This is a genomic window from Vibrio sp. 10N.261.52.C2 (assembly GCF_041471425.1).
GTDB classification, from domain to species: Bacteria; Pseudomonadota; Gammaproteobacteria; order Enterobacterales; family Vibrionaceae; genus Vibrio; species Vibrio crassostreae_C.
Genome location: NZ_JBFROH010000017.1, coordinates 1 through 24,382, shown reverse-complemented (window position 1 = coordinate 24,382; position 24,382 = coordinate 1). Strand labels below are relative to the sequence as shown.

Sequence of the window (24,382 nt, the reverse complement as noted above, 5' to 3'; positions counted from 1 at the left end):
GTTCGACAATGATTCCAAGACATAATAGTGAGTCCTGGATACCAATTACTTATTAAAAGATACATTAGGCACAAGCAATGGCACGTTTTTTCCAACCAAAAAAGAAAACTCAACTCGAGACCAAGCATCAATCGGTTTTGGTTGAACGAATGGATCACAATGGCGCTGGCATCGCTTATCAAAAGAATAAACCGGTTTTCATTGATGGCGCATTGCCCGGTGAGCAGGTGGTTATTCAACTTACTGAGAGCAAAAGTAAGTTTTCGCGAGCTAAACTCATCAAGTTATTGAAGCCGAGCGAGCAGCGTTTAAAGCCGTTTTGTAAGCACTTTAATCAGTGTGGTGGCTGTCACCTTCAACACCTAGGTTACTCTTCTCAGGTTGAGCATAAATCGCAATCTCTGACGCACCTGATGAGCCAATACCAAACGGCGAACACTGAAGTTGCACAACCTATTGTCGGTGATGAAACCGGTTATCGACGTCGCGCACGTATCAGCCTATTTGTTGATAAGAAGACACAACAGCTTCAATTCGGTTTCCGTAAGAAGCAGAGTAAGCAGATTGAAAACATCACCGACTGTGCCGTGCTTGATCCTCGCCTTAATGTGTTGCTGCCAAAACTGAAAAATTTACTGAACACTTTCAACAGCCTTACGTCTTTAGGACACGTTGAATTGGTGTTGGGCGATACTGGCCCTGTTATGGTGCTACGTCACCTTAAGCCTCTGGTTGAAAAAGATGAGCAAGCGCTGATTGCGTTAGCAAAAGAAGAAGGCGCTACGCTGTATTCGATGCCTGAAACCGATAAGTTGGTTCGCTTAGTCGGCGATACACCTTCTTACAGCGAAACTGGCGTGACGTTACCGTTTGAGCCAAACCACTTTATCCAAGTAAACCAGAAAGTGAATCGGCAGATGGTGGCTCAAGCGATTGAGTGGCTAGAGCCTCAAGCGGATGAGCGAGTGCTAGACCTGTTTTGTGGTCTCGGTAACTTTAGTCTGCCTATCGCGCAACAATCGGCGTTTGTGGTTGGTGTAGAAGGCGTTGATGAAATGGTTCAGCAAGCCGCATCTAATGCAGCGTTAAACCAGTTAAGCAATACAGAATTTTACCAAGCTAACCTTGAAGAAGACTTATCTTCACAGCCTTGGGCAAAAGAGAAATTCGATAAAGTATTGCTTGACCCGGCACGTGCGGGAGCGAGTGGGATCGTTGATCAAATTTCAGCGTTAGGAGCGAAGCGTGTGGTTTATGTTTCGTGTAATCCTGCTACTCTAGCTAGAGATTCTGAGAGCTTAGAAAAACAAGGCTATCAATTAGCCAAACTGGGTATGTTGGACATGTTCCCACACACCAGTCATCTAGAATCTATGGCTCTCTTTATCAAGGCTTAGAGGCCCTTAAACAAGGCTTCAAATGAATCACAAAGGCGCAGGGAAGCCTGCGCTGATATCAATATGGTCGAACTAACTTGGAACCAGTTAGTCATATTGAATTGGGTATAAAACATAATAACTAGGAAGGCATGATGGTTGCGGTACGAAGCGCACATTTAAACCCAAGCGAACAGTTTGAGCTAGAAAGTTGGATTGCGTCATTGAATCAAGACGCAAAAACCTCGAATAAACTGATTAAAGTTTATCGTCACTGTGAAGAACTTTTAAAAGATCACGAGCAAGCATCGCTCTTGCTTTGGCGTGGCCGTGAGATGATCGAAATCTTGGTCACCTTGTCCATGGACCGTGCCACCTTAATTGCTGCACAACTTTTCCCCGTCGTCTCAAGCGGCGTTTTTGAGCGCGAAGCGTTTGAAGAAAGCTACGGTAAAGAAACCGTAAAGTTGATCGATGGCGTTGAAGAAATGGCGGCCTTAGGCCAGTTAAACGTGACCCTTGAAGGCAGTGCTGCCTCGGGTCAAGTTGATAACGTTCGACGCATGCTACTGGCTATGGTCGATGATTTCCGCTGCGTAGTCATCAAACTCGCTGAACGAATCTGTAACCTTATCGAGGTAAAAAAAGCGCCTGATGCTGTGCGTCGCGCGGCCGCAAAAGAGTGTTCTAACATCTATGCCCCACTGGCAAACCGTTTAGGTATCGGCCAACTTAAGTGGGAAATCGAAGATTACGCATTCCGCTACCAACAACCAGATACCTACAAGCAGATTGCAAAACAGCTGTCTGAGCGTCGTATCGTTCGTGAACAATACATCACAGATTTCGTTGATGATTTAACCGCAGAAATGCAGCGTTCAAACATCAATGCTGAAGTGAGTGGCCGACCAAAACACATCTACAGTATCTGGCGCAAAATGCAGAAGAAAGGCTTAGCCTTCGATGAGCTTTTTGACGTACGAGCAGTACGTATTATCGCTGACCAGCTGCAAGACTGTTACGCCGGCCTTGGGGTGGTACACACTAAATACAAGCACCTCCCGAGCGAATTTGATGACTATGTGGCGAACCCTAAGCCAAATGGTTACCAGTCGATTCATACCGTAGTACTTGGCCCTGAAGGCAAGACCATTGAGATTCAGATCCGTACTAAGCAAATGCACGAAGACTCTGAGCTTGGTGTGGCGGCGCACTGGAAGTACAAAGAAGGAGCTTCAAGCGGCCGTAGTGGCTACGATGAGAAAATCACTTGGTTGCGTAAACTTATCGACTGGCAAGAAGAGATGTCGGACTCTGGCGAGATGCTGGATGAGGTACGTAGCCAAGTCTTCGATGACCGTGTATACGCATTTACTCCACGTGGTGACGTGGTCGACTTACCAATGGGCGCAACCCCGTTGGATTTCGCCTACCACATCCACTCGATGGTCGGACACCGCTGTATCGGTGCCAAAGTAGCGGGGCGTATCGTACCGTTCACTCATAAACTATCGATGGGCGATCAAGTTGAGATCATCACGCAGAAAGAGCCGAACCCATCTCGTGACTGGTTAAATCCAACCACAGGTTTTGTTCATTCTGGTCGAGCTCGAGCGAAAATCAACGCTTGGTTCCGCGCACAAAGCCGTGAGAAAAACCTAGAAGCGGGTCGTGATATCCTGGAAGTTGAGCTAGCGAAAGTAGGCGCAACCCTAAAAGATGCTGATCAATACGCACTAAAACGCTTTAACGTGAATACGCCAGACGAACTCTATGCAGGTATTGGTAGTGGCGACTTGCGTATTAACCAAGTGGTTAATCACATCAATGCGCTAGTGAATAAGCCAACGGCGGAAGAAGAAGACAAGAAAGCGCTAGAGAAACTGCTTGAGTCGGAAAACAAGCCGGCACAACAGAGTCGTCCGAAGAAAGATGCGGTAGTGGTTGAGGGCGTTGATAACCTAATGACGCACCTAGCGCGTTGCTGTCAGCCAATCCCAGGTGATGTGATTAAAGGTTACATCACTCAAGGTCGTGGTATCTCAGTGCACCGCGCTGACTGTGAACAGCTAGGCGAGCTAAGCGTGCATGCGCCAGAACGTATCATTGATACCGTTTGGGGTAATGGCTTTGTCGGCTCATACATCCTAACGCTGCGTGTTGAAGCGCTAGAACGTAATGGCTTGTTGAAAGACATCACCTCACTGTTCTCGAACGAGAAGATCAGTGTGACGACAATGAAGAGCCGCATCGACTACAAGCGTCAGCTATCGGTAATGGATTTCGATTTGGAAGTGACCAATATTGAGATTCTGAGCCGAGTGACAAGTCGAGTCGAGCAGATCAAAGATGTAATGAGCGTTAAGAGACTTGGATGATCCTTTTGTGTCATTTATGTCATTCCCTACAGTGAGGGACGAACGTGATAGGGAATCTCGCCAAGCGGTTTGAGATCCCCAACTCGCTCATACTTCACTCTTGGAGATGACGAAAAATAGAAAGGTGAGTGGTTTTGGCTGCTCACCTTTTTTAGTTTTAAGAAAAGAATTAGATTAAAACAATCAAACAGAATAATAGGAAAGCACCATGAGCCACCCGATTGAACAACTAGAACAAATTATGACTAAGCTGCGCGATCCAGAAGGTGGCTGTCCTTGGGATTTAAAACAAAATTTTGAAACAATTGTCCCGCATACTATCGAAGAGACGTACGAAGTGGTGGATGCGATTCACAACAAAGATTGGCCGAACCTACAAGAAGAGTTGGGTGACTTGTTGTTTCAGGTGATCTTCTATAGCCAGTTAGCGAAAGAACAGGGGTTGTTTGAGTTCTCTGATGTGGTTGATGGCATTAACGAAAAGCTAACACGCCGCCATCCGCATGTGTTTTCTGATACCGAGTTTGCGAGCGATGAAGAAATTAATGCCAACTGGGAAGCTGAAAAAGCCAAAGAAAAAGCTCAGGCAGGCAAAACTCAAGAAAGTATTCTAGACTCAATACCAAACTCTCTACCTGCGCTTTCACGTGCTACAAAGATTCAAAAACAGGTAGCGAAATATGGCTTTGATTGGGACTCTATTGGCCCAGTGGCTAATAAGGTTTTAGAGGAAGTCGATGAGGTGCTGGAAGAGGCACTTCAAGTGACGCCAAATGAAGATTTGGTTGAAGAAGAGTTGGGAGACTTGCTGTTTGCGACGGTCAATTTGGTACGACATTTAGGTAAAAACCCAGAATCGGCACTCAATAAAGCCAATCTCAAGTTTTCGCGTCGCTTTAAAGGGGTGGAACAAAAAGTTCGTCAGCAAGATAAAAATTTGACTGACTTTTCACTACAACAGCTTGATTCCATGTGGGATGAAGTCAAAGTGGCGGAGAAAAGATAACCAAAGCTTTTATCATGAATTGATTTGAAGCAAAAAATAAAAAATAGCAGTGTGATAGATTTCACGTTGTGGCGATAAGGGGCTTCTGGTATATTTTCATCCCGTCCAGAAGTAGTCCATTTCCCTCATTCAACCAATTTCAGGTTAAACATGACGACAAATTACATTTTTGTTACTGGCGGGGTTGTATCCTCTCTAGGTAAAGGTATTGCTGCAGCATCTCTTGCAGCTATTTTAGAAGCTCGTGGTCTTAAAGTGACCATGATGAAGCTTGACCCTTACATCAACGTTGATCCAGGCACTATGAGCCCGACTCAGCACGGTGAAGTGTTCGTTACGGAAGATGGCGCTGAAACAGACCTTGACCTTGGTCACTATGAGCGATTCATTCGCACCAAGATGACTAAGCGTAACAACTTCACTGCAGGTCGTGTTTACTCAGACGTACTAGCAAAAGAGCGTCGCGGTGATTACCTAGGTGCAACTATTCAGGTTATCCCACACATCACTAACTCTATCAAAGAGCGTGTAATTTCTGGCGCAGCTGGCCACGATATCGCGATCGTTGAAGTTGGTGGTACGGTTGGTGATATCGAATCTCTACCATTCATGGAAGCGATTCGTCAGCTAGCAGTAGAACTAGGCCGTGAACGCGCAATGTTCATGCACCTTACTCTAGTGCCATACCTAGCAGCTGCGGGCGAAGTGAAAACTAAGCCAACGCAACACTCTGTAAAAGAGCTACTGTCTATTGGTATTCAGCCAGACATCCTAGTTTGTCGTTCAGACCGCAACATTCCTTCGAACGAGCGTAAGAAAATTGCTCTGTTCTGTAATGTGCAAGAAAATGCAGTTATTTCTATGCGCGATGTTGACTCTATCTACAAGATCCCTCAGCTTATTAAAGCTCAAGGTACTGATGAACTTGTATGTAAGCGTTTCGGCATCACAGCTCCAGAAGCAGACCTGTCTGAATGGGAACAAGTAATTTACGAAGAAGCTAACCCAACGGGTGAAGTGACGATTGGTATGGTTGGTAAGTACATTGAACTACCAGACGCATACAAATCAGTAAATGAAGCGCTAAAACACGCGGGCTTGAAAAATCGCCTAAGCGTTAATATTAAATACGTAGATTCACAAGACGTTGAGTCTCGTGGCGTAGAAGTTTTAGAAGGCCTAGATGCAATCCTAGTTCCTGGTGGCTTTGGTGACCGTGGTGTTGAAGGTAAGATTCTTGCTGCTCAATACGCTCGTGAAAACAAAGTACCGTACTTAGGTATCTGTCTAGGTATGCAAGTAGCACTTATCGAGTACGCTCGTAACGTTGCGAAAATGGAAGGGGCACACTCTTCTGAATTCTGTACTGAAACTAAGTACCCAGTTGTTGGTCTTATCACTGAGTGGACTGATGGCGAAGGTAAAGTTGAAGAGCGTACAGAAACATCTGACCTTGGCGGCACAATGCGTCTTGGTTCACAGCTTTGTCACCTAGCGAAAGGGACGAAAGCTTACGAATTATACGGTAGCGCGACGATCCATGAACGTCACCGTCACCGTTACGAAGTGAACAACAATCTTCGTCCACAAATCGAAAAAGCGGGCCTAAAAGTATCGGGTCTATCTGCGGACAAGAAACTGGTTGAAGTTATTGAGAACCCGAACCACCCATGGTTCGTTGCTGCTCAATTCCACCCAGAGTTCACTTCAACACCTCGCGATGGTCACCCATTGTTTGCAGGTTTCGTTAAAGCGGCTGGTGAGTTCCAGCGCGGCGAGTTAGAGAAGTAAAAAGGAATACAGGTAGCTGCGTAAGTTGTGCTGCTACCTTTAAATTTGACATTTATATATTCAACGAGAAGGAAACATTCAATGTCTAAGATCGTTAAAGTTCTAGGTCGTGAAATCATCGATTCACGTGGTAACCCAACTGTAGAAGCTGAAGTACACCTAGAAGGCGGTTTCGTAGGTATGGCTGCTGCTCCATCTGGCGCATCTACTGGTTCTCGCGAAGCTCTTGAGCTACGTGACGGCGACAAATCACGTTTCCTAGGTAAAGGTGTTCTTAAAGCTATTGAAGCTGTAAACGGCCCAATCGCTGAAGCTCTAGTTGGTACTGACGCTAAAGCACAAGCTGACGTTGACCAAATCATGCTTGACCTAGACGGTACTGATAACAAGTCTAAGTTCGGCGCGAACGCTATCCTAGCTGTATCTCTAGCTAACGCAAAAGCTGCTGCTGCTGCGAAAGGCATGCCTCTATACGAGCACATCGCTGAGCTAAACGGTACTGCTGGTCAGTTCTCTATGCCTCTACCAATGATGAACATCATCAACGGTGGTGAGCACGCAGATAACAACGTTGACATCCAAGAGTTCATGATCCAACCAGTTGGCGCTAAAACTCTTAAAGAAGGTCTACGTATCGGCGCTGAAGTATTCCACAACCTAGCTAAAGTTCTTAAGTCTAAAGGCTACAGCACTGCAGTTGGTGATGAAGGTGGTTTCGCTCCTAACCTTAAGTCTAACGCTGAAGCTCTAGAAGTTATCGCAGAAGCTGTTGCAGCTGCTGGTTACGAACTAGGTAAAGACGTTACTCTTGCTATGGACTGTGCAGCATCTGAGTTCTTCGACAAAGAAGCTGGCATCTACAACATGAAGGGCGAAGGTAAAACTTTCACTTCTGAAGAGTTCAACCACTACCTAGCTGAGCTAGCGAACAACTTCCCAATCGTTTCTATCGAAGACGGTCTTGACGAGTCAGATTGGGATGGCTTCAAGCACCAAACTGAACTTCTAGGCGACAAGCTTCAAATCGTTGGTGACGATCTGTTCGTTACAAACACTAAGATTCTTGCTGAAGGTATCGAGAAAGGCGTAGCTAACTCTATCCTTATCAAGTTCAACCAAATCGGTTCTCTAACAGAGACTCTAGCTGCTATCAAGATGGCTAAAGACGCTGGCTACACTGCAGTAATCTCTCACCGTTCTGGCGAAACTGAAGATGCAACTATCGCTGATCTAGCGGTAGGTACAGCTGCAGGTCAAATCAAAACTGGTTCTATGAGCCGTTCTGACCGTGTTGCTAAGTACAACCAACTTATCCGTATCGAAGAAGCTCTAGGTTCTAAAGCTCCTTACAACGGTCTTAAAGAAGTTAAAGGTCAATAATTCGTCCTATTTGGCACTGTAGCTGCGTTAACTGCAGAAGATTCACTAAGTCACATAGGAAACTATGCTCCATAGCTGAATCTTCTTTGTTGCCTTGCTACAGCACCAACTAGTTAGAATTATGCACTAATACTTTTGAATGCCTCGCTTATGCGGGGCATTTTTTTGTCTGTAGAAAACTGAATGAAAGAAGCTCTAGGCTCTAAAGCTCCTCCTTGTTACATATAAAGTTCGTCATTCCCTAGACTGACGAAGGAAGGAGTAGGGAATCTCATTGTTTTCCTGACAATGCCTCCCCGACTTATTGATTCCCTGACACCACATATCTCGCACCAATAAGCTCATTATGGTATATATGTGCCTTATTCTAGTTCCTTCTTTTTCAACCGGCGAAAGGTGTTATGCGAATTTTTGCTTTAGTACTGCTCATAGTGTTTGGCTGGCTACAACACACACTGTGGCTCGGTAAAAATGGTATCTCTGATTACTACGGTGTGAACAACGAAATCCAAGTTCAACAGCAAGTAAATGAAAAGCTGCATATTCGAAATGCAGAAATGTTTGCTGAAATTGACGATCTACGCCAAGGCTTAGACGCGATAGAAGAACGCGCACGTCATGAACTTGGAATGGTCAAAGAAGGTGAAACGTTTTATCGCATCATTGGTGAGGAATCCCATTAATGTCGACTCAACTTCAAAGCGTGATTGCCGTTGTACCTGCGGCGGGCGTCGGTAGCCGAATGAAGGCAGACCGCCCTAAGCAATATCTCAAGATTCACGGCAAAACAATTTTAGAGCACACCATTGAGAAATTACTGTCTCACCCACAAGTCGCTCAAATTGTCGTTGCGATCAGCGATGATGACCCATACTACCCTGATCTAGCACTCAACCTGAACCCGCAAGTGATCAGAGTGTCAGGCGGAAGCGAGCGAGCGGACTCTGTACTCTCTGCGCTAAACTATATCGCTGAGCAGCAGCTTAGTGATTGGGTAATGGTTCACGATGCGGCAAGGCCGTGTGTTCAGCTAAGTGATATCGACAAGCTAATTTCCGGCGCGATGAGCCATGATGTGGGCGCTATTTTAGCGGCTCCAGTTCGTGACACGATGAAGCGCGGTGCCCAAGGGCAGATCGAGCATACCGTTGAGCGTGCCGATTTATGGCATGCACTTACGCCGCAAATGTTCAGAGCAAAGCCTCTGTGGAAGGCATTAAGTGAGGCGTTGCAACAAGGCGCTTCAATTACTGATGAAGCCTCAGCCTTTGAATGGAAAGGTTTATCGCCCGCTTTAGTGGCGGGGCGTTCAGATAATTTTAAGATTACTCAGCCTGAAGATTTAGCGCTTGCTGAGTTCTATTTAAGTCAGAATAAGGAATAATGATGATTCGTATTGGCCATGGCTTTGATGTACATAAGTTTGGTGGTGAAGGCCCGGTAATTATTGGTGGTGTAAGCATACCTTACGAGCAAGGTCTTATTGCACACTCAGACGGTGATGTTGCCCTTCATGCGTTGTGTGACGCTCTATTGGGTGCGATTGCTGCGGGTGATATTGGTCGTCATTTCCCTGATACCGATGACGAATGGAAAGGTGCGGATAGCCGTGAGCTACTGAAAGATGTTTACCGTCGAGTAAAAGAACAAGGTTACGTGATTGGTAATGCCGATATTACTATCATGGCGCAAGCTCCAAAGATGGCGCCTCATATAGACTCTATGTGCCAAGCTATTGCTCAAGACCTAGAAACCAGCATTAGCAATGTGAATGTAAAAGCGACGACCACTGAGCGTTTAGGTTTTACAGGTCGCAAAGAGGGCATCGCATGTGAAGCGGTGGTCCTAATTACTAAAAGTGCGTAAGCACCAACACGAAAAGAACAGCATGTCAGATATTTTATCTTCATTGGCTTATCTAAACGGTAAACCAACTGCGAAAGCAAAACTAAAAGCAAAAGCCGAACACTTTGTCGTTAATGAAGACTTGGGTTTTGAGTTTGCTGGTGAAGGCGAGCACCTAATGGTTCGTATTCGTAAAACGGGTGAGAACACGAGCTTCGTAGCAAACGAGCTGGCTAAAGTTTGCGGTGTTAAGTCGAAAGACGTGAGCTGGGCGGGTTTGAAAGACCGCCACGCTGTGACAGAGCAGTGGTTGAGCGTTCACCTACCGAAAGGTGAGCCTGACTTTTCAGGGTTCTTAGCACAATACCCAAGCATTGAAATCTTAGCGACAGCGCGACACAACAAAAAGTTACGTCCAGGCGATTTAGTTGGCAACCAATTTGAGTTGACCTTGTCTGAAGTAACGGATTGCGATGATGTGGTCAAGCGTTTGGAAAAAGTCGCTCAAGTGGGCGTGCCAAACTACTTTGGTGCTCAGCGTTTTGGCAATGAAGGTAACAACCTATCTGAAGCTCGTCGTTGGGGCCGCGATAACGTTCGTACTCGTAACCAGAATAAGCGCAGCTTGTACCTTTCTGCTGCTCGTTCGTGGATTTACAACCTGATCCTTTCAGACCGTATTGAGCAAGATGCGTTTGCATCGGCATTGGTTGGCGATATCGTGGTGAAAGACGGTGCTCAACTGGCAGTAACAGCAGACAACATTGAAGCTGTAAACCAAGACATTGCGAACGGTTCTGCTTTGATAACTGTTGCTTTGGCTGGCGATAATGCCTTACCAACGATTGATGAGTCTCAAGCTCTAGAACAGAAACACCTTGATGCTGAACCGGATCTAATGGCTCTGATTCGTGGTAACCGTATGCGTCATGATCGCCGTGAAGCGTCACTGAAACCAACAGACTTAACTTGGGAAGTGAACGAAGATAATGTCACGCTTAAGTTCTCTCTTGATGCGGGTTGTTTCGCAACAGCGATCGTTCGCGAATTGGTTGAAGAAGTACACGTAGAGAGAACCTACGAGCAATAACGATTCTGCTTGGAGCTGAGTCACTTGATATTGGAATTTAAGTGACTTGGCTTAGCATGGGAACAAAAGAAAGGATACAAGATGAAGATTTTACTCAGCAATGATGATGGTGTGCACGCTCAAGGTATTCATGAGCTGGCAAATGAGCTACGTGATCTTGCTGACGTTATCATTGTTGCCCCTGACCGTAATCGCTCGGGTGCGTCAAATTCATTAACTTTAGAACAGCCTCTGCGTGTTCAAGAGATTACTGAAAATACCTATTCGGTACAAGGAACACCGACCGACTGTGTGCATTTTGCGTTAAACGAACTGCTAAAGAATGACATGCCTGATCTGGTATTAACGGGCATTAATCACGGTGCTAACCTGGGTGATGACGTGCTTTATTCCGGCACGGTGGCTGCAGCAATGGAAGGGCATTTTCTAGGCGTTCAATCGGTAGCGTTTTCTCTGGTGGGAAAAAAACATTTTAAGACAGCGGCAGCGATTGCTCGTCGTATTGTCGAACAACATTTAGCAACCCCAATCCCGACCAACCGCTTGTTGAACGTAAACGTTCCTGATTTAGCCTTAGAACAATTGTCTGGTACTCAGGTGACGCGCTTAGGTGCTCGTCATCACGCTGAAGATATGATCAAGCAAAAAGACCCGCGTGGTCACGATATCTATTGGCTTGGCCCTCCGGGTAAAGAGCAAGATGCCGGTGAAGGTACCGATTTTTACGCGATTGAGCATGGCTTTGTGTCGGTAACACCGTTGCAGGTTGATCTGACGGCGCATGAGTCGTTGGGTGCGATGGCAACATGGTTAGGGGAGAAGTAAGTGAGTAATCCGCAAGCTGAGCGTTTAATTACTTTCCTGATTGAAAATGGTATTCAGGATCAAAAGGTTCTTGATGCGATTTACCAACTGCCGAGAGAGAGCTTTTTATCACAGGCGATGTATCACCAAGCCTATGATAATAATGCGCTGCCTATCGGTCAGGGTCAGACAATCTCACAGCCATACATTGTTGCTAAAATGACAGAGCTACTTGAATTACAACAAGATAGCCGTGTCTTGGAGATCGGAACGGGTTCTGGTTACCAAACTGCGGTATTGGCTCAACTTGTTGATCATGTGTATTCGGTTGAAAGAATAAAGTCGCTACAATGGGATGCCAAGCGTAGGTTGAAGCAACTCGATTTCTACAATATCTCAACTAAGCACGGTGATGGTTGGCAAGGTTGGTCTTCAAAAGCCCCTTTTGATGCGATTATTGTCACCGCCGCTGCAGAGTCGATTCCTCAAGCGCTTCTGCAACAGCTGAAAGATGGCGGTCGTTTACTGATTCCTGTCGGTGATGACGAACAGCAACTATTGAAGATCGTTCGACACGGCGATGAGTTTTTATCGAGTGTTATCGAGATGGTGAGATTTGTACCTCTTGTTCCTGGTGAGCTAGCTTAATAAAAGACTAATGGTGTAGGTGGATAGAGAGTCGATGCGTTCGAAGTTGTTAAAAGGAAGTACTTTACTGCTTAGCTGTGCCCTTGTTGGGTGTGCAGCGAATTCGCCTGCGCCGGTTTCAAACCTAAACAAGAATTACTCATCGATTGATCGTGGTAGTTATCGTGGCAGTTACTATGAAGTTAAAAAAGGCGATACCCTTTACTTCATTGCTTATGTCACCAATAAAGACGTTAAAGACCTCATCGGTTATAACAAGTTGTCTGCTCCTTACACTATCCACCCAGGGCAGAAGCTTAAGTTATGGCGTCCTAGCTACAACGCGCCAGCGTATGGTAAGTCAACGGTAGCGGCAGCAGCAGTTGCTGCGCCTGTCGCCGCATCCACAACGTCATCTACGGCAAGTAAACCGAAAACCACACCACAAAAGAGCAAAAACTCTAAACTGGCTCCAGCTCAAACTACCACCAAAGTGGTGAAAAAAGATCCACCAAAGAAGGTTGAACAATCCAAATCAAAGGAGTATGTTGGTTCTAAAGGTAAACAGAATGTTACACCGTCCACCAAACCAACAAGTGATAAAGTATCCAAATGGTTATGGCCAACTAAAGGGAGAGTAATCGAGAATTTCTCTGTAGGCGAACAAGGAAATAAAGGCATAGACATAGCAGGACAGCGAGGTCAGCCAATAGTATCTACTGCAGGGGGAACGGTTGTTTATTCGGGTAATGCACTACGAGGCTACGGCAATCTAGTGATTGTGAAGCACAATGATAATTACTTAAGTGCATACGCGCACAACGACCGACTATTAGTATCTGAAGGGCAAAGTGTGAAACCAGGGCAGAAGATTGCAACAATGGGAAGCTCTGGAGCCAGCAGTGTTAGGTTGCACTTTGAGATTCGTTACCAAGGTAAATCCGTTAATCCAAAACGATATTTACCTTAAATACAATATGCAAAAATTACGTATTGTATGGAGTGACATAGTCATTTAGCGACATATGAAGTTGTAATGTCATGCTAATTTCGCCAGGGGGAGGCGTTATGAGTATAAGCAATGCAGTAACCAAAGAAGAGTTCGATCTTGACCAAGCAACCACGGAACCGGAAGCTCTTGGAAAAGCAAAACGAACAGTCACTAAGAAAACCGAAGCAAAAGAAGAAGTTGAAGTTACGTCTAAAAGTTTAGATGCCACTCAACTCTACTTAGGCGAAATCGGTTTCTCACCACTACTAACCGCTGAAGAAGAAGTGCTATACGCACGTCGAGCTCTACGCGGTGATGAAGCAGCACGTAAACGCATGATCGAAAGTAACCTGCGTTTAGTGGTAAAAATTTCACGTCGTTATAGCAACCGCGGCCTTGCACTTCTCGATCTAATCGAAGAAGGCAACCTAGGTTTAATTCGCGCCGTAGAGAAGTTTGATCCAGAGCGTGGCTTCCGCTTCTCAACTTACGCGACATGGTGGATTCGTCAAACCATTGAACGTGCGTTAATGAATCAGACTCGCACTATCCGTTTGCCAATCCATGTTGTGAAAGAGCTGAACATCTATCTGCGTACCGCAAGAGAGCTATCACAAAAACTTGATCATGAACCAACGGCGGAAGAAATTGCTTCTAAGCTAGACAAGCCAGTTGGTGATGTGAGTAAGATGCTTCGTCTAAACGAAAGAGTGAGCTCTGTTGATACGCCAATTGGTGGTGACGGTGAGAAAGCGCTGTTGGATATTATTCCAGACATCAATAATTCAGATCCTGAGGTTTCAACTCAAGATAGCGATATCAAGAACTCGTTGATTTTCTGGCTTGATGAGCTGAATCCTAAGCAGAAAGAGGTGCTTGCGCGTCGCTTTGGACTACTGGGTTATGAACCGTCAACATTAGAAGAAGTGGGCCGCGAAATCAGCCTGACTCGTGAACGTGTTCGTCAAATCCAAGTTGAAGGTCTTCGCCGTCTACGTGAGATTCTTATCAAGCAAGGTCTGAATATGGAAAACCTGTTCAACGTAGAAAACGACTAATTGAACGGATGATGCTTCTCTAAATAGAAGACAAATAAAAACGCTGACTTTAAGTCAGCGTTTTTTTGTTTGTGGCTTTGGTATTTCATGCCGTCTAATCAAAATAGCAGTACGGCCATAACAAGCTACTTGGTAAGAAACTAAAGCAGCTTCTTCAAGCGGTAAAGTTCTTCTAATGCTTGGCGAGGAGTTAGATCATCAGGATCAACATTCGCTAGCGCTTGCTCTACTTCACTCGGTTCTGGGATCAGGCTCAGTTGGTTTGCGATATCGACACCGCTTGGCTTCGATGTTGGCGACTCCATACTTAACGCTTCTAACTGAGTCAGCTTCGCACGAGCATTCTTGATCACTGCTTTCGGTACGCCAGCTAAACCTGCAACCGCTAGACCATAAGATTTACTTGCAGCACCTTCTTGAACTGCGTGCATAAAGGCAATGCTATCACCATGCTCAACCGCATCTAAGTGTACGTTTGCTAAAGTTGGAAGTTGGTTAGGTAGTTCAGTTAGCTCAAAGTAGTGCGTTGCAAACAGTGTCATCGCATTGATTTGATTGGCTAGCCACTCTGCACTTGCCCAAGCCAGAGACAGGCCATCGTAAGTACTGGTACCACGACCGATTTCATCCATTAGCACAAGGCTGTTTGGTGTTGCATTGTGCAGGATATTTGCGGTTTCTGTCATCTCAACCATGAAGGTTGAACGGCCAGAAGCCAGATCATCCGATGCGCCAATACGCGTAAAGATACGGTCGATAGAGCCGATGGTTGCGCTTTCTGCAGGAACATAACAACCGATATGAGCCATCAATGCGATGAGTGCCGTTTGGCGCATGTAGGTCGATTTACCACCCATGTTGGGACCCGTGATGATCAGCATCTTACGTTGATCATTCAGGTCGATAGGGTTAGCAATGAAAGGTTCGTCCATCACTTGTTCAACAACAGGGTGACGACCGGCCTGAATTTGTACGCCAGCAGACTCTGTCATGGTTGGACGACAGTAATCAAGGGTATCTGCACGCTCAGCCAAGTTCTGTAGAACATCAAGCTGAGATACTGAAGAGGCGATATTTTGTAGACGCTCTAGATACGGTAGTAGTAAGTCAAACAACTCTTCCCACAGCTGTTTCTCGATAGCGAGTGCTTTCGACTTAGAGTTAAGTACTTTGTCTTCGTGCTCTTTTAGCTCAGGAATGATGTAACGCTCAGCATTTTTCAGCGTTTGACGACGAACATAGTGTGGCGGCACAAGATGGCTTTGCCCACGGCTTACTTGAATGAAGAAACCATGTACGTTGTTGTAGCCAACTTTTAGCGTGTCGATGCCATGACGCTCACGCTCTTCTTGCTCAAGCTTATCAAGAAATTCAGTTGCGCCTGCTGCAAGGTCGCGCCATTCGTCTAACTCGGCATTGTAGCCTTCTGCAATCACACCACCGTCACGGATAACCACCGGTGGGTTCTCTTTGATTGCACGTTCAAGCAGCTCAGAAACCTCATCCACAGGAGAAGCATATTGAGCAAGTTGAGTTAGGTATGGGTGCTTCAGTTGCGTCAGTGTTTCAGCAAGCTCTGGCAAATATTCCATTGCTTGGCGAAGACGCGCCATATCGCGAGGGCGAGCAGAGCGAAGTGCTAATCGAGCGAGAATACGTTCGATATCACCAATCTGTTTTAAGGTTGGCTGTAGTTCTGTGAATAGAGCCAAATCTTTCATTTCACCAATTGCATCTAAGCGCTGATCGAGTGCAGATATATTGCGCATTGGTTGATGTAACCAACGCTTAAGCATACGGCTACCCATTGCTGTCGCAGTGTGATCAAGTACTTCGGCAAGGGTGTTATCAGTACCACCCCCAAGATTTTGCGTGATCTCCAAATTACGACGAGTTGCAGCATCAAGGATCACCGAGTGATCTTGTTTATCCATCGTGAGTGAACGGATATGAGGGAGGGCAGTACGTTGGGTATCTTTCACGTATTGGATCAAACAACCAGCCGCACATAGACCCAGTTTCGCGCTTTCTACGCCAAAGCCAACCAGATCGCGAGTACCAAACTGCTTATTCAATTGCTGCTTAGCGGTGTCTAATTCAAATTCCCATACAGGGCGGCGGCGGTTGCCATTACGGCTTGCCATTAAATCGACGGGTTCGAAATCTTCAGGGAACAGCAGCTCACGCGGAGAGGTTCTTTGTAGCTCAGCGGCCATCGCTTCTTCTGTTTCTGGCTCGCAAAGTTGGAATCGGCCAGAGGTAATATCAAGTGTCGCATAACCGAATTTACCGTTGTGGTGATAAATGGCTGCAATTAGGTTATCAACGCGTTCAGAAAGCAAGGCTTCGTCGGTTACGGTACCCGGTGTCACGATACGCACTACTGCGCGCTCAACAGGGCCTTTTGAAAGTGCTGGATTACCAATCTGTTCACAAATTGCTACGGACTCACCAAGTTGCACTAACTTTGCAAGGTATCCTTCAACCGCATGGTATGGAACACCTGCCATCGGAATCGGTTCACCATTTGATGAGCCACGCTTAGTCAGTGAAATATCGAGGAGTTGAGAGGCTTTTTTAGCGTCATCGTAGAAAAGCTCGTAGAAATCGCCCATGCGGTAGAACAGCAGAATTTCTGGGTTTTCTGCTTTCAGTTTTAGATACTGCTGCATCATGGGAGTATGTTTTTGATCGGCTTTCACAGTTAACTTCTTTCGTTTATTTCTATTGCGGCTTAGGATACGTGAAAGCGTTTCGTGCGAAAAGCGGCTGATGCGAAAAGATGCGAATCCAAATGATATGACAGTAAATAAAGGGAAGCAGATGATGCAGATGACTCAAGACCTTAGTGAGCAGCTTGGACATTTACTCGCTAAACACAAACACGTGTTAGTGACGGCTGAATCTTGCACTGGCGGAGGTGTCGCGAGTGCAGTCACCGATATTGCGGGCAGCTCTGGATGGTTTGATCGCGCTTTTGTTACGTACAGCAATGAAGCCAAACAAGAGATGATCGGTGTACAGCTTAAAACCTTAATGGAGTTCGGCGCCGTGAGTGAGCCTGTCGTAATAGAAATGGCGAGCGGGGCATTGCAACATTCAAACGGGACGATCTCTGTATCAATCAGTGGCATCGCTGGCCCAGGTGGCGCGACCGAAGATAAGCCTGTTGGTACAGTATGCTTCGCGTGGAAAGCGCTAAATGGCTGGGATAAAGTAGAAACGCATGTATTTACAGGCGACAGATCACAAGTACGCCAACAAGCCACGCACCATGCCCTGCAAGTTATTTATGATTACCTATCAATGGAAGGTAAGTAACATTTGTACAAATTATTTTCATACAGGTATAGACACTGTATGAATCAACAGTATAATGAAAGCCAATTAGTCACCCCTATGTGGGTTAGAAATAGATTCTAGATCGCTTGTTGAGACAACCGATTATGTGGAGATAGAAATGGACGAGAATAAACAAAAAGCGTTAGCCGCAGCCCTTGGTCAGATTGAAAAGCAATTTGGTAAAGGTTCTATCATGCGTCTTGGTGATAACCGCACAATGGACGTAGAAACTATTTCTACAGGTTCTCTATCTCTAGATATCGCACTAGGTGCTGGTGGCCTACCGATGGGACGTATCGTAGAAGTTTACGGTCCAGAATCATCAGGTAAAACAACGCTAACGCTTGAGCTTATTGCTGCAGCACAGAAAGTGGGAAAGACGTGTGCATTCGTTGATGCGGAGCACGCACTAGACCCTATCTACGCTCAAAAGCTTGGTGTTGATATCGATGCACTTCTTGTTTCTCAACCAGATACTGGTGAGCAAGCGCTGGAAATCTGTGATGCACTGGCTCGTTCAGGTGCAATCGACGTTCTTGTTATTGACTCAGTAGCAGCCCTAACACCAAAAGCAGAAATCGAAGGCGAAATGGGCGACAGCCACATGGGTCTTCAGGCTCGTATGCTTTCTCAAGCAATGCGTAAGCTGACGGGTAACCTTAAGCAGTCTAACTGTATGGCTATCTTCATTAACCAAATTCGTATGAAAATTGGTGTGATGTTCGGTAACCCAGAAACAACAACAGGTGGTAACGCACTTAAGTTCTACGCATCTGTTCGTCTTGATATTCGCCGTACTGGTGCGATTAAAGATGGTGATGAAGTTGTTGGTAACGAAACTCGTATCAAGGTCGTTAAGAACAAGATTGCTGCACCATTCAAACAAGCTGAGACTCAAATCCTTTACGGTAAAGGCTTCAACCGCGAAGGTGAGCTTATCGACTTAGGTGTTAAGAATAAGCTAGTAGAAAAAGCAGGCGCTTGGTACAGCTACAAAGGCGATAAGATCGGCCAAGGTAAAGCTAACGCTGGTAAATACCTACGTGAAAACCCAGAAGTTGCTCTAGAGATCGATACTAAACTTCGTGAGTTACTACTGACTCCTGCTGTTCTTGAAGAGAAAGACGTAGAGAAAGAAGAAGAAAACGAAGAGCTATAAGCTCACGTTTTATAGAGTGGATGTTTGAAAGAAGCATCCGCTTTGAAAGAATTTAAAGCCTCGCATATTTTATGCGGGGCTTTTTTATTGGATCTGCTCCGTCGAGCATGTCTTTGGTCAAATCTCTCTCGTTGACTGAGTTTCTTCGGTACTAGGTCGTCAATTTAGTTCTGCTTTTCCACGGCAAGATATAGTGGAATATTCTTCATTTTATCGAATTCCCACTAAAATCCTGCCCAAGGGTGTCTTTTCTACAAGAAAACTAGTCGAAGCCTTAACCATGATCTACAATACGGCAAAATTCTAACTCGACTATTTTCAGGAAGAGCTGCATGTACATGAGCACTGATGAGGTTCGCAACGCGTTCCTTAAGTTCTTTGAGAGCAAAGAACACCAAATCGTAGACAGTTCATCGTTAGTTCCACATAACGATCCAACCCTGCTATTCACTAACGCAGGTATGAACCAATTCAAAGATTGCTTCTTAGGCGCCGAAAAGCGTGCCTACACTCGAGCAACTACGGCTCAGCGTTGTGTACGTGCGGGTGGTAAACACAATGACCTTGAAAACGTAGGTTTCACGGCTCGTCACCACACGTTCTTCGAAATGCTAGGCAACTTCAGCTTTGGCGACTACTTCAAAGAAGAAGCGATTGGATTTGCTTGGGAATTCCTGACTGAAACTCTTCAACTGCCAAAAGATCGTCTACTGGTAACGGTATACGAGACAGATGATGAAGCATTCGATATCTGGAACAAGAAAGTAGGTGTTCCTGCTGACCGTATCGTTCGCATTGGCGACAAAGAAGGCGGTAAACAGTTCGAGTCTGATAACTTCTGGACGATGGGTGACACAGGTCCTTGTGGTCCATGTACTGAAATCTTCTACGATCACGGTGAGCACATCTGGGGCGGCCGTCCTGGTACACCTGAAGAAGATGGTGACCGTTTCATCGAGATCTGGAACAACGTATTCATGCAGTTCAACCGTCACGCTGACGGCACAATGGAACCGCTACCTAAGCCTGCTGTAGATACAGGTATGGGTATTGAGCGTATTTCTGCAATCATGCAGGGCGTTCACTCTAACTACGAAATTGATGTATTCCAAAAGCTAATCAAAGCGACTGCGGAAGTTGTTGGTCATGACGATCTATCTAACCAATCGCTACGCGTTATTGCTGACCACATCCGTTCTTGTTCATTCCTAATTGCTGACGGTGTTATGCCTTCAAACGAAGGTCGTGGCTACGTTCTACGTCGTATCATCCGTCGTGCAGTTCGTCACGGTAACAAGCTTGGCGCACAAGGCGTGTTCTTCCACAAACTTGTGGGCGTACTGGCTGAAGTGATGGGCTCTGCGGCAGATGAACTTAAGAAACAGCAAGAGCTGGTTGAAAAAGTACTTCGCATTGAGGAAGAGAACTTTGGTCGTACGCTAGAGCGCGGCATGGTTATTCTTAATGACGCACTAGATGCACTTGAAGGCAAAGAGCTTGACGGCGAAACAGTTTTCAAACTTTACGATACATACGGCTTCCCAGCTGACCTTACTAACGATGTAGCTCGCGAACGCGATTTTACTATCGATGAAGAAGGCTTTGAGAAGGCGATGGAAGCACAGCGTAAGCGTGCACGTGAAGCAGGCCAATTCGGCACGGATTACAACGCGACAATCAAAGTAGACACCAATACTGAGTTCTGTGGTTACACAGCAACTGAAGGTGCTGGTGAAATCTCTGCGCTATTCGTTGACGGCGAAGAAGTATCTTCACTATCGGCTGGCGACAAAGCAATCATCATCCTTGAAGAGACACCATTCTACGCTGAGTCAGGCGGTCAATGTGGTGATGCTGGTACACTAAAAACAGCGTCGGGTCTTTTCAAAGTACAAGACACTCAGAAGCTAGGTAACGCATTTGCGCACCACGGTGAGCTAGTTGAAGGTGTATTTGCTAAGGGCGATAAAGTAGAAGCAACGGTTGACGCTGAGCGTCGAGCTGCTATCTCACTAAACCACTCTGCCACTCACTTACTTCACTCTGCATTGCGCGAAGTGCTAGGTGAGCACGTTGCTCAGAAAGGTTCTTTAGTTAAGCCAGATAACCTACGTTTTGACTTCTCTAACCTTGAAGCGGTAACACCAGCACAGATTAAAGAAGTAGAGCGTCTAGTTAACGCACAAGTTCGTAAGAACCATGTGATTGAAACGAACATCATGGACATCGAGTCAGCGAAAGAAAAAGGTGCAATGGCACTGTTTGGCGAGAAGTACGATGATGAAGTTCGCGTTCTATCTATGGGCGACTTCTCTACTGAACTTTGTGGTGGTATCCACGCTTCAAACACAGGTGATATCGGCCTATTCAAGATCACTTCTGAAGGTGGTATTGCTGCGGGTATTCGTCGTATTGAAGCGGTAACAGGTGAAGCTGCACTAGATGCAGTAGAAGCTCAAGCTAGCGCTTACGAAGAGAAACTGGCTGAGTCAGCTAAGAAAGCGAAATCGCTAGAGAAAGAAATCCAACTGCTTAAAGAAAAGATGGCTGCTGCAGAAAGCGCAAACATCATGGGCAAAGTAGAAGACATCTCTGGTACTAAAGTTTTGGTTGCTGCAATTGAAGGCGCAGACAACAAGAACCTACGTACTATGGTTGATAACGCTAAAAACCAAGTAGGTAGCGGCATCATCCTGATCGCGAACGTAGCAGACGGTAAAGTTGGCTTGATTGCTGGTGTAACCAAAGACCTAATCGGCAAAGTAAAAGCGGGTGATCTCGTCAAGATGGTTGCTGAGCAAGTTGGCGGTAAAGGCGGCGGTCGTCCAGATATGGCTCAAGCGGGCGGTACAGACGTTGCAGCACTGCCAGAAGCGCTTAAATCTGTGCGTACTTGGCTAGAAGAGCGTCTTTAAGCTTAAGTAATTGATACAAAGATGCCCAATCAGTTGATTGGGCATCTTTTATTTTGCCTATTGGAAGTATGTTTAAACAAGGTTTGATTGAGATTAACCAAGAAGTCTAATGGTGGCGTTAGACTCCTTGGTTAATTTTTTATTGCTTCGCCCTGACGCGGAGTATGTGTTTTTTTGTCATATATAGACATTGGTCTTGGGAAGGTGAGGACGGGTGAAAATGCCTCTTATCGTGCAGAAATTTGGTGGAACGTCGGTGGGTTCAATTGAACGAATCCATCATGTAGCAGAAAAAATCATTGAAGCGAAAAATGAAGGGAACCAGATCGTGGTTGTCGTTTCTGCTATGTCTGGTGAAACAAATCGGTTAGTTAATTTAGCCACGCAAGTTGATAGCGTACCAAACGCTAGAGAACTGGATGTGTTGTTAACGGCTGGCGAGCAAGTTTCCATGGCCTTGTTAGCAATGACGTTACACAAGTTAGGTTATGAAGCGACATCGATGACTGGCTATCAAGCCAAGATACACACGGATTCTAATCATAATAATGCAGCGATTGAGCGTATTGATACTGCTCCGATTCAAGCTCTGCTAGATGACAACCAGATTGTTATTGTTGCAGGCTTTCAAGGATTCAATGCGAAAGGTGATATCACGACATTAGGCCGCGGTGGTTCAGATACTACAGCGGTCGCGCTTGCAGGTGCCTTGCAGGCGAAAGAATGCCAGATCTATACTGATGTAGATGGTGTTTACTCTTGTGACCCTAGAGTCGTAAAACAATCTCAGAAATTAGATACTTTAGACTTTCCTTCTATGGAAGAGATGGCTCGCCGAGGCGCTAAGGTATTGCACCTTCCTTGTGTTCAGTATGCATGGCAGCACAACGTGTCATTGCGAGTGCTTTCAAGCTTTGAACAAGGCGAGGGCACATTGATCGCGGGTAATCAGTGTTTGAATGATATTGCTGGCATCGCCATCCAAAGAGATATGGTGCGTATCGAGTGTTTGAATGAAGATTTACCGTCTTTCATTTCACATTGCCAACTGTTGGGGATCGAAGTCTGTAGTGTGATCGAGGAAACAGAACGGGCAGCACTCATTATTAAACAAGACATAAGTGCCAAATTAAAACTAGTTTTTGCTGAGAAAATCCGTAATAGTGAACAGGTTAGTTTGTTAACTGTGGTAGGAAGCCGAACACAAGAAATTGTGGTCAGTTCACATGGATTGTTGTCTGAAGGCGAAATTGATGTACAGCATCACTTATTGCAGCAGCAGTCTTTAACTTTGGTGATATCACCAACGCAAGTCGATATGGCTGCTAACATATTACACAATGCATACATCGTAGCGCGTGAAACACAGGGTTATCCTAAAAAAGAAGTGCATTTTGGTTAAATAAACTCAATCGATAGTTTACGAAAATATAACTTTTGTTGGATAATGCTCTCGTAGCTAGATAAATTTAGAGATTACTCAAGGAGCAAAGAATGCTAATTTTGACTCGCCGCGTTGGCGAAACACTGATGATTGGTGATGAAGTAACAGTTACTGTACTAGGCGTTAAAGGTAACCAAGTACGTATCGGTGTTAACGCACCTAAAGAAGTATCTGTTCACCGTGAAGAGATCTACATGCGCATTCAAGCTGAAAAAGGTAATGGTAACGTTGCATCTGGCAACTACTAATACTTTTGCGTAGAGAAGAGGCTAGCATTGTTGCTAGCCTTTTTTGATCTTGGGGAACCGAAACACTGATTGGGACATAGATGGGTTGGATAACGGATCGGTCTCAAAGTGGTGAAGTGAATGCTTTGTGATGCTGCGAGATACAGACAAGGTTGAACAGAACTGTTGCTCTGTATTTTGTTTGGCAAAACTCAAGATTTATTCGCTTCCCCTATGGCGAAAATACGCATCCCGTAGTATTGTGCCATCAGCGGTAGCACTTGCTGCTGGAGAAATTAGATAATTGTTTTCGGCTGTTTATTATTGCCAATCTTTCACCTTAATTTTTAAGGGAAAAAGCGCGATTTGAATCTTATAAGTTCAATTTGCAAGCGCTTTGATTAAATAGCAAACGGTTGAGTGTTTTTGTCCAATTTTTTTCAATAAAGTGTTTGACATATTTTCGGTAAAACGTAATATGTGCCTCCGCAAGACGGTGAGGTGGCCGAGAGGCCGAAGGCGCTCCCCTGCTAAGGGAGTATGTGGTTTGTAGCTGCATCGAGGGTTCGAATCCCTCCCTCACCGCCATTTCTTGCGAGTCTAAAATTAGCAATTTAGACAATGTAAATGTGCGTCCTTAGCTCAGCTGGATAGAGTACCTGGCTACGAACCAGGCGGTCGGAGGTTCGAATCCTCCAGGACGCGCCATTCTCTCTTCTCTTACTTGTAAGTGATTTGAGAATAATGAATTAGGTGAGGTGGCCGAGTGGCCGAAGGCGCTCCCCTGCTAAGGGAGTATGTGGTTTGTAGCTGCATCGAGGGTTCGAATCCCTCCCTCACCGCCATTCATTACAGGCCGATGGCCTTTTTTTTTCTTCGTAGCAAGAAGAATGTGATATATTTCACAACTTCATTCTTAATGAATGAACACCGTGCGTCCTTAGCTCAG

General features: G+C 45.5%; 19 protein-coding genes and 3 tRNA genes. 21 read left to right on the top strand and 1 reads right to left on the bottom strand.

Annotated features, from left to right (window positions below; translation table 11 throughout):
• Nucleotides 1–77: 77 nt before the first annotated feature.
• From rlmD to rpoS, 13 genes are all read left to right on the top strand, one after another.
• The gene (rlmD, locus tag AB4307_RS06820) at nt 78–1,397 is read left to right on the top strand and encodes a 23S rRNA (uracil(1939)-C(5))-methyltransferase RlmD (protein WP_102333133.1); all 1,320 of its coding nucleotides are present in this window, start codon (nt 78–80) and stop codon (nt 1,395–1,397) included.
• A 134-nt stretch (nt 1,398–1,531) separates the two neighbouring features.
• Nucleotides 1,532–3,754: a GTP diphosphokinase gene (gene relA / locus AB4307_RS06815; RefSeq protein WP_017059036.1), complete on the top strand. Its 2,223-nt coding sequence runs from the start codon at nt 1,532–1,534 to the stop codon at nt 3,752–3,754.
• A 208-nt stretch (nt 3,755–3,962) separates the two neighbouring features.
• A complete protein-coding gene (mazG, locus tag AB4307_RS06810) occupies nt 3,963–4,760 on the top strand; it encodes a nucleoside triphosphate pyrophosphohydrolase (RefSeq protein ID WP_137001308.1) in 798 nt (265 codons plus the stop codon).
• A gap of 150 nt (nt 4,761–4,910) precedes the next feature.
• On the top strand, nt 4,911–6,551 hold the full coding sequence (gene pyrG / locus AB4307_RS06805) for a CTP synthase (RefSeq protein ID WP_017063214.1): 1,641 nt from the start codon (nt 4,911–4,913) through the stop codon (nt 6,549–6,551).
• Between the two features lie 81 nt (nt 6,552–6,632).
• Nucleotides 6,633–7,931: a phosphopyruvate hydratase gene (gene eno / locus AB4307_RS06800; RefSeq protein ID WP_017059033.1), complete on the top strand. Its 1,299-nt coding sequence runs from the start codon at nt 6,633–6,635 to the stop codon at nt 7,929–7,931.
• 401 nt (nt 7,932–8,332) lie between these two features.
• The gene (gene ftsB / locus AB4307_RS06795; protein WP_010435786.1) at nt 8,333–8,614 is read left to right on the top strand and encodes a cell division protein FtsB; all 282 of its coding nucleotides are present in this window, start codon (nt 8,333–8,335) and stop codon (nt 8,612–8,614) included.
• A complete protein-coding gene (gene ispD, locus AB4307_RS06790) occupies nt 8,614–9,315 on the top strand; it encodes a 2-C-methyl-D-erythritol 4-phosphate cytidylyltransferase (RefSeq protein ID WP_017067355.1) in 702 nt (233 codons plus the stop codon). The genes ftsB and ispD overlap by 1 nt, the downstream gene beginning before the upstream one ends.
• Nucleotides 9,316–9,317: 2 nt before the next feature.
• The gene (gene ispF / locus AB4307_RS06785; RefSeq protein WP_004739053.1) at nt 9,318–9,797 is read left to right on the top strand and encodes a 2-C-methyl-D-erythritol 2,4-cyclodiphosphate synthase; all 480 of its coding nucleotides are present in this window, start codon (nt 9,318–9,320) and stop codon (nt 9,795–9,797) included.
• Between the two features lie 22 nt (nt 9,798–9,819).
• Entirely contained in the window at nt 9,820–10,866 is a 1,047-nt protein-coding gene (gene truD / locus AB4307_RS06780) for a tRNA pseudouridine(13) synthase TruD (RefSeq protein ID WP_372103681.1), read from the top strand.
• Nucleotides 10,867–10,947: 81 nt separating this feature from the next.
• A complete protein-coding gene (gene surE, locus AB4307_RS06775) occupies nt 10,948–11,691 on the top strand; it encodes a 5'/3'-nucleotidase SurE (protein ID WP_372103684.1) in 744 nt (247 codons plus the stop codon).
• Nucleotides 11,692–12,318, top strand: coding sequence for a protein-L-isoaspartate(D-aspartate) O-methyltransferase (locus AB4307_RS06770; RefSeq protein WP_017059029.1), 627 nt, complete (start codon nt 11,692–11,694; stop codon nt 12,316–12,318).
• Between the two features lie 34 nt (nt 12,319–12,352).
• Nucleotides 12,353–13,267, top strand: coding sequence for a murein hydrolase activator NlpD (gene nlpD / locus AB4307_RS06765; RefSeq protein WP_372103687.1), 915 nt, complete (start codon nt 12,353–12,355; stop codon nt 13,265–13,267).
• Nucleotides 13,268–13,365: 98 nt separating this feature from the next.
• The gene (gene rpoS / locus AB4307_RS06760) at nt 13,366–14,346 is read left to right on the top strand and encodes an RNA polymerase sigma factor RpoS (RefSeq protein ID WP_017059027.1); all 981 of its coding nucleotides are present in this window, start codon (nt 13,366–13,368) and stop codon (nt 14,344–14,346) included.
• Nucleotides 14,347–14,486: 140 nt separating this feature from the next.
• On the opposite strand, the gene mutS is transcribed toward rpoS, so the two are convergent.
• Nucleotides 14,487–17,048, bottom strand: a complete 2,562-nt coding sequence (gene mutS / locus AB4307_RS06755) for a DNA mismatch repair protein MutS (RefSeq protein WP_017059026.1) — start codon at nt 17,046–17,048, stop codon at nt 14,487–14,489.
• Between the two features lie 124 nt (nt 17,049–17,172).
• On the opposite strand from mutS, the gene pncC reads away from it, so the two are divergent.
• From pncC to AB4307_RS06715, 8 genes are all read left to right on the top strand, one after another.
• A complete protein-coding gene (pncC, locus tag AB4307_RS06750) occupies nt 17,173–17,667 on the top strand; it encodes a nicotinamide-nucleotide amidase (RefSeq protein ID WP_029235458.1) in 495 nt (164 codons plus the stop codon).
• Between the two features lie 139 nt (nt 17,668–17,806).
• On the top strand, nt 17,807–18,847 hold the full coding sequence (gene recA, locus AB4307_RS06745) for a recombinase RecA (RefSeq protein ID WP_017056586.1): 1,041 nt from the start codon (nt 17,807–17,809) through the stop codon (nt 18,845–18,847).
• A 332-nt stretch (nt 18,848–19,179) separates the two neighbouring features.
• Nucleotides 19,180–21,762 (top strand): alanine--tRNA ligase, encoded by a 2,583-nt coding sequence (alaS, locus tag AB4307_RS06740; protein WP_372131479.1) that lies wholly within the window; start codon nt 19,180–19,182, stop codon nt 21,760–21,762.
• A gap of 220 nt (nt 21,763–21,982) precedes the next feature.
• Entirely contained in the window at nt 21,983–23,164 is a 1,182-nt protein-coding gene (locus tag AB4307_RS06735) for an aspartate kinase (protein ID WP_017063224.1), read from the top strand.
• A gap of 92 nt (nt 23,165–23,256) precedes the next feature.
• A complete protein-coding gene (gene csrA, locus AB4307_RS06730; protein ID WP_004415691.1) occupies nt 23,257–23,454 on the top strand; it encodes a carbon storage regulator CsrA in 198 nt (65 codons plus the stop codon).
• A 474-nt stretch (nt 23,455–23,928) separates the two neighbouring features.
• Nucleotides 23,929–24,021, top strand: a tRNA-Ser gene (locus AB4307_RS06725).
• A 43-nt stretch (nt 24,022–24,064) separates the two neighbouring features.
• Nucleotides 24,065–24,141: transfer RNA gene (locus AB4307_RS06720), tRNA-Arg, on the top strand.
• A gap of 44 nt (nt 24,142–24,185) precedes the next feature.
• Nucleotides 24,186–24,278, top strand: a tRNA-Ser gene (locus AB4307_RS06715).
• Nucleotides 24,279–24,382: the final 104 nt, after the last annotated feature.